Origin of the sequence: Enterobacter cloacae complex sp. IR5401 (assembly GCF_049238425.1) — a bacterium.
GTDB lineage: Bacteria > Pseudomonadota > Gammaproteobacteria > Enterobacterales > Enterobacteriaceae > Enterobacter > Enterobacter hormaechei_C.
In genome coordinates this window covers 81,958-94,559 of record NZ_JBMKHN010000011.1, presented here as the reverse complement: position 1 = coordinate 94,559, position 12,602 = coordinate 81,958, and the positions used below count along the sequence as shown (strand labels likewise).

The window sequence follows — 12,602 nt, the reverse complement described above, 5'->3', positions numbered from 1 at the left end:
ATTTGACTCCTTACGCCGCGATGGCATTCATGATCGCCGGAACCGACAGTTTATCCAGCGGGATCTCTGCCACCTGCCTGCGATCGCGCATGATGATGACGCGATCGGCATAGCCGACCAGCTCCTCCAGCTCAGACGAGATCACCAGCAGCGCCAGACCGTCGGCGCAGAGCGTTTCGATAAGCCGGATGATTTCGGCGTGCGCGCCCACGTCGATACCGCGCGTGGGCTCGTCGAGGATCAGGAATTGCGGCTTGGTGAGCAGCCAGCGCGAGAGCAACACCTTCTGCTGATTACCGCCCGAGAGGAACTCGATGGGCTGTTCCGCGCTCGGGGTACGTATACCGAGCTGGCGGATGAAGCGCTCGGCAATCGCGTTCTGCTCGCGCTTAGGGATCGGACGCAGCCAGCCGCGCTGGGCCTGTAGCGCCAGAATGATGTTTTCCCGCACCGAGGCGGCGGCAATAATACCGTCCGTTTTCCTGTCCTCCGGGCAGAAGCCCACGCCGAGGCACGACGCCTGATGCGGTGAACGTAGCGTTTGTGGTTTGCCTTTGATCAGCGCCGTTCCGCTGTCGGCAGGTTTGATCCCGAAGATGACTTCGGCGGTTTCGGTGCGCCCGGAGCCTAACAGACCCGCCAGTCCCACAATTTCACCGGGGCGTACCTCGAGGTTAAACGGCGCGATGGTCCCTTTTCTGCCGTAATCGTGAAACGCGGCGATCGGTTTTTCGCTCAGCAGCGTACGGCCCGCGCGCTGAAGCGCGTTGGTCTCCAGCTCGCGGCCCAGCATCATTTTGACCAGCTCTATCTGCGGCAGCTCGCGGGTTTCCCGGCAGCCGACAAAGCTGCCGTTGCGCAGCACCGTAATACGGTCGCTCACCTCGTAAACCTGATCGAGGAAATGCGTCACGAAAATCAGGCTAACGCCCTGATTACGCAGCTGGCGCATCAGGGTAAAAAGCATCTCCACTTCCTGGGTATCGAGGCTGGCGGTGGGTTCATCGAGGATCAGCACTTTCGCCGAGAGATCGATAGCGCGACAGATCGCCACGATCTGCTGCATCGCCACGGAGAAACGGTTCAGCGGTTCGCGCACGTCGAGAGAGAAGCCATACGATTCCATCAGCTTCGCGGCGCGCGCTTCCATCTCTTTGCGGCGCAGCAGGCCAAAACGTCTGGGCTCGCGGCCAATAAACAGGTTATCCGCTACCGACATGTTTGGCAGCAGGTTTACTTCCTGGTAGACCGTGCCGATCCCCAGTTGCTGGGCATGTGCGGTGTTTTTGGGCGAAATGGCGTTACCTTCCAGCCAGATAGCGCCGCGATCGGCGTGATAGACCCCGGTCAGGGTTTTAATCAGCGTCGACTTCCCCGCCCCGTTTTCGCCGAGCAACGCCATGATCTCCCCCCGCCGCAGGCTGAAATCAACGTTATCCAGCGCCTTAACGCCAGGGAAAAATTTACTCAGGCCTTCTGTGCGAAGGATTTCCTGGTGTTGTTCGGTGGTCATGGTTTCCCCCTCACCCTGACCCTCTCCCCGGAGGGGAGAGGGGACTATGTCGTGCCCATCTTTAATTTTCTGCCCAACCCGCCCTTTTCCCTCTCCCCTCCGGGGAGAGGGCTAGGGTGAGGGGGCGAGGGCTTAGTAGCCCATATTTTTCTTCTTCTCTAACTCTTCTTTCGCCGTGTCCGGCAGGTAGAGCGTGGATTTGGTGATGGTCAACTTCTCAGGCTGGGTGCCGTCTTTCTTGAATTTCTCCAGCGCATCGAATGCCGGGCCCGCCATATTTGGCGTCAGCTCCACGCTGGCGTTTGCTTCGCCGTCAATCATTGCTTTGTAGATGTCCGGTACGCCGTCGATCGAGCCGGTGAGGATATCTTTGCCCGGCTTCAGGCCCGCTTCTTTGATGGCCTGGATGGCGCCGATCACCATGTCGTCGTTGTGGGCGTAAACCATGCAAATATTTTTGCCGTTATTTTCTGCCTTGATGAAGCTTTCCATGACCTCTTTACCCTTGCTGCGGGTGAAGTCGCCGGACTGAGAACGGATGATTTTGATGTTTGGTGCTTTGGCGATGGCCTCCGCGAAACCTTTCTTACGGTCGATAGCCACGCTCGCTCCGACGGTGCCCTGCAACTCAACCACGTTACACGGCTTGCCATCCACCTGCTTCACCAGCCAGTCACCAATCAGTTTGCCTTCCAGCACGTTATCGGCGGTGACGGTGGTCATATAGAGAGATTTGTCTTTTACGTCGATGGAACGGTCGAGCAGGAAGACCGGAATTTCAGCATCTTTGGCTTCCTTCAGCACCGGCTCCCAGCCCGTAGCGACAACCGGGGCAATAAAGATGGCATCCACGCCCTGAGCGATAAACGAGCGCACCGCTTTAATCTGGTTCTCTTGCTTTTGCTGACCATCGGCGATTTTCAGCGTAATACCGCGCTTTTCGGCCTCACTTTTCGCCACATTCGTTTCAGCGGCGCGCCAGCCGGATTCAGATCCGACCTGCGAAAATCCCACGGTTAAAGGTGCGGCCATCGCCATAGACGACATGGCTGCCGAAACTGCTGTAACAAGAAGTAAGCGCTTCCACATATGAACGTCCTCGTAGGGTAGGTTATTGTTGGTTAAAAGATGTTCCGCGGATGAACTATAGCCAATGGAATATGTTACGGATTGCGTTACATCACACTTCAGAAAAGTGAATAAAACGTTAATCACAAGTTTGTAATCGCTTTCATTTCAACATTTAAAATGCGGCTGAGTTTATGGATTATCCTGTCATGGAAACGGTCTGAAAAGTGAAGGCGCGAGGGAGAGAAGTCGAAAACAGGCGGAGACTTTCAGCGCCAGTTGGCTATAATACCTGCCACTTGTTTACCATCCATTTTAAAGGACACCGACATGAGCTTACTCAACGTCCCTGCGGGTAAAGAACTGCCAGAAGACATCTACGTTGTGATCGAAATCCCGGCCAACGCAGATCCAATCAAATACGAAATCGACAAAGACACCGGTGCGCTGTTCGTTGACCGTTTCATGTCTACCGCCATGTTCTATCCGTGCAACTACGGCTACATCAACCACACTCTGTCTCTGGACGGTGACCCGGTTGACGTACTGGTCCCGACGCCATACCCATTGCAGCCAGGCTCCGTCATTCGCTGCCGTCCTGTTGGCGTGCTGAAAATGACTGACGAAGCGGGTGAAGATGCGAAACTGGTTGCCGTACCGCACACCAAGCTGAGCAAAGAGTACGATCACATTAAAGATGTGAACGACCTGCCAGAGCTGCTGAAAGCGCAGATCGCCCACTTCTTCGAGCACTACAAAGATCTCGAAAAAGGCAAATGGGTTAAAGTTGAAGGCTGGGATAACGCAGAAGCGGCGAAAGCAGAAATCATCGCCTCTTTCGAGCGTGCTGCTAAGAAGTAATTCTTACTGCTGATACTAAGCCCCGCGCGTCGGGGCTTTTTTGTGCCTTTCGATCCCGGTAACCCGTGCGAATGGGCGCAAAAAAACAACGCCACCTTACGGTGGCGTTGTCGTTTTTCAGAACTGGTCTCTGTCTAACCAGTTACCGCTTTCAATCAGCGTTAACCCGTCGACCGAACGTTGGTACACGTACATCCATGCACTGCCGTAAGGCGTCTGGATCAACTGGCGAGCGTATTCACCGCCCCTGGTGCGCAAGGCATCAAGTTCGGCCAGCGTGGCATTATCAATACGATAAACCTCACCCTGTACCGTTCCGTTCCCCGGAACTGCGCCTGGATAGTGGCCCAGACTGTACAACTGGTAGTTTTCGATTGTGTAATTTCCCAGCAACTGGGCGTTGGTCATCCAGTGGCTGTTGCCTTGCCTGGTTCGTAAACTGCCGTAAACAAATATTCGCATTGCTAAAACTCAAACTGATAGAGCAGATCAAGTGCCTGGTCTACGCCGGACACTGCTTCCAGATATAGCTTAGGCATCAGGCGATAACGTAACGTGAGTGTAGCCAGTGAGTCAAAGATCCCCACGCCATATTTTACCTGTAGACCCGGCAGTACATAGCCGCTGACCACTACCTGCGAAGAGTCACCCACGCCCTGAGTGTCCAGCGCCAGATTGCTTACGCCAAACGTCTCGCCGATTTTACCCACAACCTGACCACTTTGTGCAACCCCCAGACCGACTAACATTGATGTCATTGCCGCACCATCGCCCTGTTGGCTATCCAGACCCTGGCCGCGCAGCAGGTAAGAGAGCGCTTCCTGTTGCGACATGGCCGGGTCAGAGAAGATCTCTGCCTTAGGTTCATCGGCGGAGCCCGTCACGCGCACGCCCGCAATCACATCATCTTCGGTGGCTTCCGGGTTACGTATCGCTTCGATATTGAGTACCGGCTGATCCGGTGGACCGGAGAACAGCAGCTCGCCTTTACGCACAATCAAATCCTGACCGTAGGCATGGAAGCGCCCTTCAGGAATATTGATTTGTCCATTGAGGCCAAGCCCCTGTTGATCCTGCGCCACTTTCAGGTCACCCGTGAGTCTCGCCTTCAGCCCAAACGCGTCCAAACGCACGTTATTCCCCACGTGCACGATAAGATTACTATTGATCGGTATGCCAGCGCTCTTCTGTTCAACAGGTTTCAGATTTTCATTGAGCATAACTTCATCACTGGAGACGCCAACCGCGCTTTCCGGCACTTCGTGAACCACGATGCGCGCCCACGGTACGTCAACACGGCCGTCCAGGGTGAAGAGACTCGGCGTTGCCTCAAAGACCACGTCTGGCGACACGTCCAGGCGCACCATCGGCGGTACCGTGATACGCACCCTGCTGCCCTTGGCCGCAATACGGGCGCGCCAGTTGTCGAGCTGGCTCCAGTCTGCGTCACCGCTCAGGTTGATTTGTCCCTGCTGCGTCAGCACTGAGCCACTGAGGGTTGAGCTTTGGCCGTTAAAGTTCATCGTCAGCTGGCTTGGCTGCATATCGAACGGCATAAAGTTACCGTCAATGTCCACGCCGTTTAACCGCATCTGGCCAAACAGCTGCGGGCTTTGCGCATCCCCCGCCAGACGCAGGTTGGCGCTGAGCATCCCCGCCGCCTTTTCTCCCCGCGAGAAGATCGGATTCACCATCGCCAGGTTGAAGTTGCGAATATTGACGTTGCCGCCGAGATTGCGCCGCCCTTGCGGATCGGTAATTTGCACCTGTCCATCAAACTGACCGTTGTTGGTCAGGCGGATCAGCCATCCCAGTTCAGCACGATTGTTACGCAGGTCAGCGTTCACATTCAGGGTGTCGAACGCTACCGGCAGCGGCGCGTCATTGACCTCCTGCGTCACCTTCACGTTACGCCCGGAGAGCGTAACGCTGCCCTGCGGCAGCCCCTCTTTGGTGGTGTCCCACGCGACGTCCGCTTTACCGCTGAAGACCCCGCTGGCCTGGGTGGTTTCCGGCATAAACGGTTTCAGCATCGCCAGGTCGAAACGGTTGAGGTTGATCTGCGCGCGTCCTTCCGCGCCCGCATCAATGGTCTGCGGCACGCACAGCTCAGCATTCGGGTTGGTCCAGCAGTGTGGCCCAATGCTTAACTTTTGCTCCGCATTGCGGTAGTCCAGCGCGATGGATCGGGACAGCACCAGCGGGCCGACCGGCGTGCTGAAGCGGGTGTTATCCAGTACGCCCTTCCAGCGCGTTGCCTGGCGATCAAAACTGCCCGTCAGGTGCAGCTGCCCGGAGACCGGCTCGCCCTGCACGCGCAGCTGGAGATCGTGCTGCTTTTCGTTACCTTTTGCCGCCAGCGTGACCAGACTGATGTTCACGTCCGGCTGGGAGATACGCTCCACGCGCAGGTCCAGGTTTCCGCCGATCTGATCGGTGGATTTCACGTCCCCTTCGACGCGCACGCGGGCAATGGAAAGTTCCTGCCAGCGCAGGTTATTAGCGGTGATGTCCGCCAGCAGCTGCGGCGCCTCCACCGTACCGCGAACCTTCACTAACCCCTTCGCCGTGCCGCCAAGACCCGGCAGGGCGTTATCGAGATTTGGCGCGTCGATGGTGGCATCCAGATCGAGATCTTTCACCCCCAGCTCGCCTTTGATATCTGCCGTGTTGCGGCCCAGCGCCACGTGCAGGCCCGGGATCACCCACTGGAGATAGCTGTTGCCCTTAAGCGAGCCCTCTACGTTGACTTTGTTCTGCTTCACGTTGCCGGTGAGCTTGAGTTCCGGCACGTCCATCTGCCAGGTGCCACCGTACAGGCTACCGCGGGTTTTGATCAGGCCATCCAGTTTTGACGGCCAGTCCGGGACCTCTTTAGCGGTGTTGATCCCGGTCAGCTTCAGCTCGCCGCGCCAGCTGATCGCCTGCTGCCAGTCGAGCAGCGCGGTCAGCTCTGTTTTTCCTTCCAGCGCCGCCACGGTCAGCTTGTCGAGGTTAACCTGCAACTCGTTACCCTTCGCATCCAGGGTGATATCGGCGGGCGGTACCCCCTGCCCCTTCACTGCCGTGCGGAACGACAGCGTGTAGTCGGTCATTTTGCCACTCAGCTTCAGCTTCAGATCGTCAGCCTGGAACTGTTTTTCGCCGGTGAACGGCCAGTAAAGCTGCTTGCTGACAACCTCAAGGTTGAGCGGTAAACCGGCCTCTGCCAGCTGGGTTTGCCCGCGCAGCACCATATCCACCGGTCCGGAAAGGTTCACGCCGAACTCCAGCTTCTCACGCAGCGCGCCGCCGACCTTCACCTTCACCTTTTCGCCCTTCAGCGGATCGATGTTCAGGGCGCTGTTCAGCGTAATATCCACCGGCCAGTTGTCGCGCAGCAGCGCATTGCCTGAGGCGTTCACCGAGCCCTGACTGGAGTCGATATCCAGCGCGTCGAGCTTCATGTTGCCGTCGATGCTGCTGACTTTAAGCAGCATGTTGAAGACTGTCAGATCGGTATCACCCGTCAGACGCAGCTGCTCGCCCTTAAACTCTTCGATATTGAGGTTCAGCGGCAGATGCACGTCGGTCATCTCCGGCAGAACCGGTTTCGAGAAGAGATCTTTCAGCGTTTCGCCCAGCGGTTTTTCTTCCGGCTGCGGGTTCTGGATCTTCGGCTCGACGATCTCTTCCTGCGCCACGTCGGCCACCTTCGGCAGCGCAATCAGCAGCCCTTGCAGGGAGGTTGGGGTCAGGGTGAGGTTTTTCTCCTGCCAGCGCAGACCGGAGGTGAAATCCATCACGGATACCGTCGTATCGTCGATTTTGATATTGACGTTATCCAGCGCAACCCGGTAGAGCGCAATCGGGTACGGCGTGGAGAGATTCAGCGGGCCGCTGTCCTCTTCTTCGACAGGCTCAGACTTCGGCATTTTTTTGGAATCTATCGCCACGTTAACGTCTTTTAGCGACAGATCGTTTACGCACAGCTGGCTGTCACGCAGGCAGCCGAGCTTGACCGCCAGATGAAACTCGCCCGCGTTCACCGCCACGCCGGGCTGTTCGTAACGGATATTTTTCAGGCGCAGATCGCGCCAGCCGCCCGTCACCTGGCCGATTTCCAGCCCCGGCACCCAGCGGTTCGCGGCGTTAAACAGCAGATGCAGGCCCGTGGTGGTGCCCACCAGAAACGCCACCGTACCGAGCAGTAATACGATAAAAATCAGCACCCCGAGGCTTATCTTCTTCCATAAACTCATAATTCAGGCCCCAGACCGATGTAAAACTGTAAACCGTGTTCGTCTTTGTCGCCCACCGGAACGGCGAAATCGAGCTTGATTGGCCCGACCGGTGACTGCCAGCGCACGCCTACGCCCGCGCCGGTTTTGAAATCGCTGCGGCGGATATCGTTCACCGCTTCACCGCCGTCAACGAACATCGCCCCCCACCACTTGCCGCTGACGTTGTACTGGTACTCCAGCGAGCCGGTCGCCAGTTTTGACGCCCCGGTCAACTGGCCTTTGTCGTTTTCAGGTGAGATCGATTTGTACTTATACCCGCGAATGCTGCGGTCGCCCCCGGCGAAGAAGCGCAGATCCGGCGGGACGCGTTCGAAATCACCGGTTTCGATCCAGCCGAGATTACCGCGCATCACAAAGCGGTGTTTGTCGTACAGCGTGCGGATCCAGACGTTTTGCGCCTGAAAGACGGAGAAGTCTACGTCGGAGCCCCACGCAGTGTTGGAGTAATCGATGGAGTAGCGCTGAGAGTCGCCCCAGGTCGGCATCAGGCCACCGCGCGAGCGGGTACGGCTGATCATCACGCCCGGATAAAGCAGCATGGTGGTGTTGGTAACGTTTGCCTGGGTAAAGTGGTCGAGGCTCCAGCGCAGGTTAATGGCGCGCTGCCAGCCGCTGGAGAGATCCCAGAAGCGTGATACCGCAAGCGTCGTCGAGTCCTGCTCGGTATCGTTCAAATCGGTACGCTTAAAGCCGCCCTGCACGAGGTAGTATTGCTCAAGCGGATTTTTCAGCAGCGGCATTTTATAGCTGAAGTCCAGCTGCTGTTCAGGCGCAGACAGGCTCACGCTGGTGGTCAGGCTGTGGCCGTAGGAGTTCATCCACGGTTTTTTCCACGAGGCTTTCACGCGCGGGCCGACGTCCGTGGAGTAGCCGACACCGGTCTCAATGGTGTTTTCGGTGCGCGGAGAGACCACGCCATGCAGCGGTAACACTTTCGTTTTACGGGATTTTTCAAATTCCGGTGCTACCACCACGGAGTTAAACCAGCCCGTCGCGGACAAACGACGGTTCAGCTCGCCCAGATCGCTGGACTGGTAGTAGTCGCCCTTTTTAAACGGCACCAGGTTTTGCAGATACTCATCACGGATTTGCGATCCTTCGAAGGTCACATCGCCAAACCGGTAGCGCTCGCCGCTGTCGTAATCGATATCCCAGAATGCCTGACGTCGCTCAAGCGCAACGCCTAGCTGGCTTTTGTTGAACTGGCTGTCGAAGTAGCCTTTGCGCAGCGAAACGCTGGTTAATGATTTTTTAAAACGATCGTAATCCCCGTGATTGAGCACAGTGCCCACTTTCGGACGGGTGCTGAGCAGATCCAGGTAGTCACGATCCGTGCGCGCGCCGCCGCGCAGCACCACGTTCGTGCCGCCAATCAGGACGGGTTCGCCCGGCGAGACGCGGGCAATCAACACCTGACGTCCTTTTGCCGGCGGCGGGCGTAAATCGAAATCGATGGTGGGTTCGTAGTACCCCAACGCCTTTAAGCCTTCGCGAATGGCGTCATCCACGCGCGCGCGAAAACGCCGATCCGGCGTGACCTCATCGCTCTGGATAGTAGAAAGCTGCGCACGCACGTTTTTTTCCAGCGCCCCGGATAACCCCTCAACCTGCAAACGGACATTCGCCGCGCTGGCAATCCCGCTGGTCAGCAGTAAACTGACTAAACATAACTGGCGGATCTTTGTCACGTTTTCTCCTGAATATCCCTGTTTCCACCCTGGAAGCAAATGCAGTGCCGCTCCGCGGCAAAATACGGCCTGAAAGCCAAAAACCCAAATTACGGGTTGAAAAAGGGTGTAACACCCAAATATTTCTTATGATTAAATCTAGACTCATTCATCGCATTTATTGTGTTCAATTAAACGCTTCGTGACAACCTTAACCGAAACAACGCTACCCCGGAGGCCCCACCGTGAGTTTATTTGATAAAAAGCATCTGGTATCACAAGCCGATGCGTTACCGGGACGCAACACCCCTATGCCAGTGGCGACATTACACGCCGTAAACAACCATTCAATGACAAACGTTCCTGATGGAATGGAGATCGCCCTGTTTGCCATGGGCTGCTTCTGGGGCGTAGAACGCCTGTTCTGGCAACTGCCGGGCGTGTACAGCACCGCTGCGGGCTACACCGGAGGATATACGCCTAACCCAACCTACCGCGAAGTCTGTTCCGGTGAGACCGGTCATGCTGAAGCGGTGCGTGTGGTGTATGACCCGAGCGTCATTAGCTATGAACAGCTGCTCCAGGTGTTCTGGGAAAACCATGACCCGGCGCAGGGCATGCGTCAGGGTAACGATCACGGCACCCAATACCGTTCGGCCATCTACCCGCTCACCCCAGAGCAGGAGGCCGCGGCCCACGCCAGCCTGACGCGTTTCCAGGAAGCGATGCAGGCGGCCGGTGATAAACGTCAGGTCACGACGGAAATCGCTACCGCGAAACCGTTCTACTATGCCGAAGACGACCACCAGCAGTACCTGCATAAAAATCCGTACGGCTACTGCGGCATTGGCGGCATCGGCGTCTGTCTGCCTCCACAACAGGACTGATTACGGCTTCAGCGCCACGCGAGCCGCGTGGCGCACAGCCTCTCCCTCCGGCCACTTTTTGCCGAAAACGTGACCTCTGGCAGGTTTACACGTCTTTACGCTATACTACCGCTGAAATAATCGGCTCAACGCTACGAGCTGACTTCAATGTGTCTTCACACGAATGGTATCAACTCCCCTTCTGAGGATCTGGCGAGAAGCCGGATAAACTATGTTAAACAGTATTTTAGTAATACTTTGTCTTATTGCCGTCAGTGCATTTTTCTCGATATCGGAGATCTCGCTGGCTGCCTCCCGTAAAATCAAACTGAAGCTGCTTGCCGACGAGGGCAACATCAACGCATCACGCATTCTGAAAATGCAGGAAAATCCCGGCATGTTCTTTACCGTGGTGCAGATTGGCCTGAACGCGGTCGCCATTCTTGGCGGTATCGTGGGTGATGCAGCGTTTTCTCCGGCGTTTTATGGCCTCTTTGTTAAGTACATGTCCGTAGAGCTGGCCGAGCAGTTGAGCTTCATCCTCTCCTTCTCCCTGGTGACCGGCTTGTTCATTTTATTCGCGGACCTGACCCCGAAACGCATCGGTATGATTGCGCCAGAAGCTGTGGCTTTGCGTATCATCAACCCGATGCGCTTCTGCCTTTATGTCTTCCGTCCGCTGGTGTGGTTCTTTAACGGCCTGGCGAACGTCATTTTCCGCATCTTCAAGCTGCCGATGGTGCGTAAAGACGACATCACCTCCGATGATATTTATGCCGTGGTGGAAGCCGGGGCGCTGGCAGGCGTGCTGCGCAAGCAGGAGCACGAGCTGATTGAGAACGTTTTCGAACTGGAATCCCGTACCGTGCCGTCCTCCATGACCGGCCGTGAAAACATCATCTGGTTCGATCTGCATGAAGACGAGCAGAGCCTGAAGACCAAAGTGGCGCAGCATCCACATTCCAAGTTCCTGGTCTGTAACGAAGATATCGACCATATCATCGGCTATGTGGACTCCAAAGACCTGCTGAACCGCGTGCTGGCAAACCAGAGCCTGGCGCTGAACAGCGGCGTGCAGATCCGCAACACCCTGATTGTGCCGGACACCCTGACGCTCTCCGAAGCGCTGGAAAGTTTCAAAACCGCCGGGGAAGACTTCGCGGTGATCATGAACGAATACGCGCTGGTGGTGGGCATTATCACCCTCAACGACGTTATGACGACCCTGATGGGCGACCTGGTCGGCCAGGGGCTGGAAGAGCAGATTGTTCAGCGTGACGAAAATTCATGGCTCATCGATGGCGGTACGCCGATTGAAGACGTCATGCGCGTGCTCGACATCGACGAGTTCCCGCAGTCCGGCAACTACGAGACCATCGGCGGCTTTATGATGTTTATGCTGCGTAAAATCCCGAAACGTACCGACTCGGTGAAGTTCTCCGGCTTCAAGTTTGAAGTGGTGGATATTGATAACTACCGCATCGATCAGTTGCTGGTAACGCGTATTGATAGCAAACCGACCGTGCTGGTGCCGAAACTGCCGGATGCGGAAGAGAAGGTGTCGGCGTAATTTATGAAGGGCAGCGTTGAGCTGCCCTTTTTGTTTTAAAACGGAAGCTGCCGTTTATGTAATTTAAATAATTTTTTAAGTCCTTAGAAGGGGGACGAATTGAGATAAATAAAGGCAGAGCCTACGATATTATTAAATTTAAAAATATCCCCGCTTACTTTAAGAAAAATCGTTCTGTCTTCAATGCTAACTTTCACGCCAGGATCGGTGGTGACAAGGAAAGGTTCATAACCATTTTTAATGTCTTCTAAAAAAACTTCATCGGTCTTTTGTGCCGTGTAAAGATAATATTTATATACGAAAGAAGTCGTCGCACCCGCGCTGCTTTCCGTGATATACAACATAGACTTATCAGCTACGGCATGCCGATAAACTATAGTCTGTTCAAGGTAAAAAAAGTCACCAAGCATGCGCCAAATCCCATATCCTATGGTAGCTAACATAAATAACACAAATATATTCTTATTTTTAAAAACCAGATCTCGATGCATAATTATTCCATTTATTTTCCATGCGTAACGGCTTCCCTTCTCAGCCAACAGTTAAAGCTGACCTCTTTACAACTCGCTTATAAAAAGTATAGGGGTATTGTTTATGCCATGGATAATAAGTCCAATAGTGATCCAAGTTTTTAATGTTTTATATCAATATTTAGCACTGAAAAAGATTTTAAGAAAAACTTCATCAATTCATGGTTATACCCGTTAATACAAATAACGCCAAGTCAAAACTATCTGCTTCAGGGTATGTCTCTGGACTGGCCCTACAAACATC

The 12,602-nt window shown here is 55.2% G+C and carries 9 protein-coding genes; 3 read left to right on the top strand and 6 right to left on the bottom strand.

Going from position 1 to position 12,602, the window contains the following annotated elements; genetic code table 11:
• Positions 1–10: 10 nt before the first annotated feature.
• Both ytfR and ytfQ read right to left on the bottom strand, forming a co-directional pair.
• Positions 11–1,513 carry a galactofuranose ABC transporter, ATP-binding protein YtfR gene (gene ytfR, locus ACOTX1_RS16445; RefSeq protein WP_017383923.1) on the bottom strand — a complete coding sequence of 501 codons (1,503 nt, stop codon included), beginning with the start codon at positions 1,511–1,513 and terminating at the stop codon, positions 11–13.
• A gap of 132 nt (positions 1,514–1,645) precedes the next feature.
• Entirely contained in the window at positions 1,646–2,602 is a 957-nt protein-coding gene (ytfQ, locus tag ACOTX1_RS16440; protein WP_017383924.1) for a galactofuranose ABC transporter substrate-binding protein YtfQ, read from the bottom strand.
• Positions 2,603–2,911: 309 nt separating this feature from the next.
• Between ytfQ and ppa the strand changes: the two genes are divergently transcribed.
• Positions 2,912–3,442 carry an inorganic diphosphatase gene (ppa, locus tag ACOTX1_RS16435; RefSeq protein WP_006810347.1) on the top strand — a complete coding sequence of 177 codons (531 nt, stop codon included), beginning with the start codon at positions 2,912–2,914 and terminating at the stop codon, positions 3,440–3,442.
• Between the two features lie 117 nt (positions 3,443–3,559).
• Here the strand turns inward: ppa and ACOTX1_RS16430 are convergent, their stop codons facing one another.
• The 3 genes from ACOTX1_RS16430 to tamA are packed head-to-tail and all read right to left on the bottom strand — an operon-like array spanning position 3,560 to position 9,413.
• Positions 3,560–3,904, bottom strand: a complete 345-nt coding sequence (locus tag ACOTX1_RS16430; RefSeq protein ID WP_017383925.1) for a gamma-glutamylcyclotransferase family protein — start codon at positions 3,902–3,904, stop codon at positions 3,560–3,562.
• Between the two features lie 2 nt (positions 3,905–3,906).
• Positions 3,907–7,683 carry an autotransporter assembly complex protein TamB gene (gene tamB / locus ACOTX1_RS16425; protein WP_023315277.1) on the bottom strand — a complete coding sequence of 1,259 codons (3,777 nt, stop codon included), beginning with the start codon at positions 7,681–7,683 and terminating at the stop codon, positions 3,907–3,909.
• Positions 7,680–9,413 (bottom strand): autotransporter assembly complex protein TamA, encoded by a 1,734-nt coding sequence (gene tamA, locus ACOTX1_RS16420; protein WP_023315276.1) that lies wholly within the window; start codon positions 9,411–9,413, stop codon positions 7,680–7,682. Before tamA ends, tamB begins: the two co-directional genes overlap by 4 nt.
• A gap of 224 nt (positions 9,414–9,637) precedes the next feature.
• Between tamA and msrA the strand changes: the two genes are divergently transcribed.
• On the top strand, positions 9,638–10,279 hold the full coding sequence (msrA, locus tag ACOTX1_RS16415) for a peptide-methionine (S)-S-oxide reductase MsrA (RefSeq protein WP_003856057.1): 642 nt from the start codon (positions 9,638–9,640) through the stop codon (positions 10,277–10,279).
• Positions 10,280–10,490: 211 nt separating this feature from the next.
• Positions 10,491–11,828 (top strand): hemolysin family protein, encoded by a 1,338-nt coding sequence (locus ACOTX1_RS16410; RefSeq protein WP_022650272.1) that lies wholly within the window; start codon positions 10,491–10,493, stop codon positions 11,826–11,828.
• Between the two features lie 83 nt (positions 11,829–11,911).
• Here the strand turns inward: ACOTX1_RS16410 and ACOTX1_RS16405 are convergent, their stop codons facing one another.
• Entirely contained in the window at positions 11,912–12,319 is a 408-nt protein-coding gene (locus ACOTX1_RS16405; RefSeq protein ID WP_023315275.1) for a hypothetical protein, read from the bottom strand.
• Positions 12,320–12,602 lie beyond the last annotated feature (283 nt).

What these genes read in the sequence shown, in the direction of transcription:
- ytfQ (WP_017383924.1), bottom strand. Translation starts at nt 2,602, where the DNA reads ATGTGGAAGCGCTTACTTCTTGTTACAGCAGTTTCGGCAGCCATGTCG.
- ppa (WP_006810347.1), top strand. Translation starts at nt 2,912, where the DNA reads ATGAGCTTACTCAACGTCCCTGCGGGTAAAGAACTGCCAGAAGACATC.
- ACOTX1_RS16405 (WP_023315275.1), bottom strand. Translation starts at nt 12,319, where the DNA reads ATGCATCGAGATCTGGTTTTTAAAAATAAGAATATATTTGTGTTATTT.
- tamB (WP_023315277.1), bottom strand. Translation starts at nt 7,683, where the DNA reads ATGAGTTTATGGAAGAAGATAAGCCTCGGGGTGCTGATTTTTATCGTA.
- ACOTX1_RS16430 (WP_017383925.1), bottom strand. Translation starts at nt 3,904, where the DNA reads ATGCGAATATTTGTTTACGGCAGTTTACGAACCAGGCAAGGCAACAGC.
- ytfR (WP_017383923.1), bottom strand. Translation starts at nt 1,513, where the DNA reads ATGACCACCGAACAACACCAGGAAATCCTTCGCACAGAAGGCCTGAGT.
- ACOTX1_RS16410 (WP_022650272.1), top strand. Translation starts at nt 10,491, where the DNA reads ATGTTAAACAGTATTTTAGTAATACTTTGTCTTATTGCCGTCAGTGCA.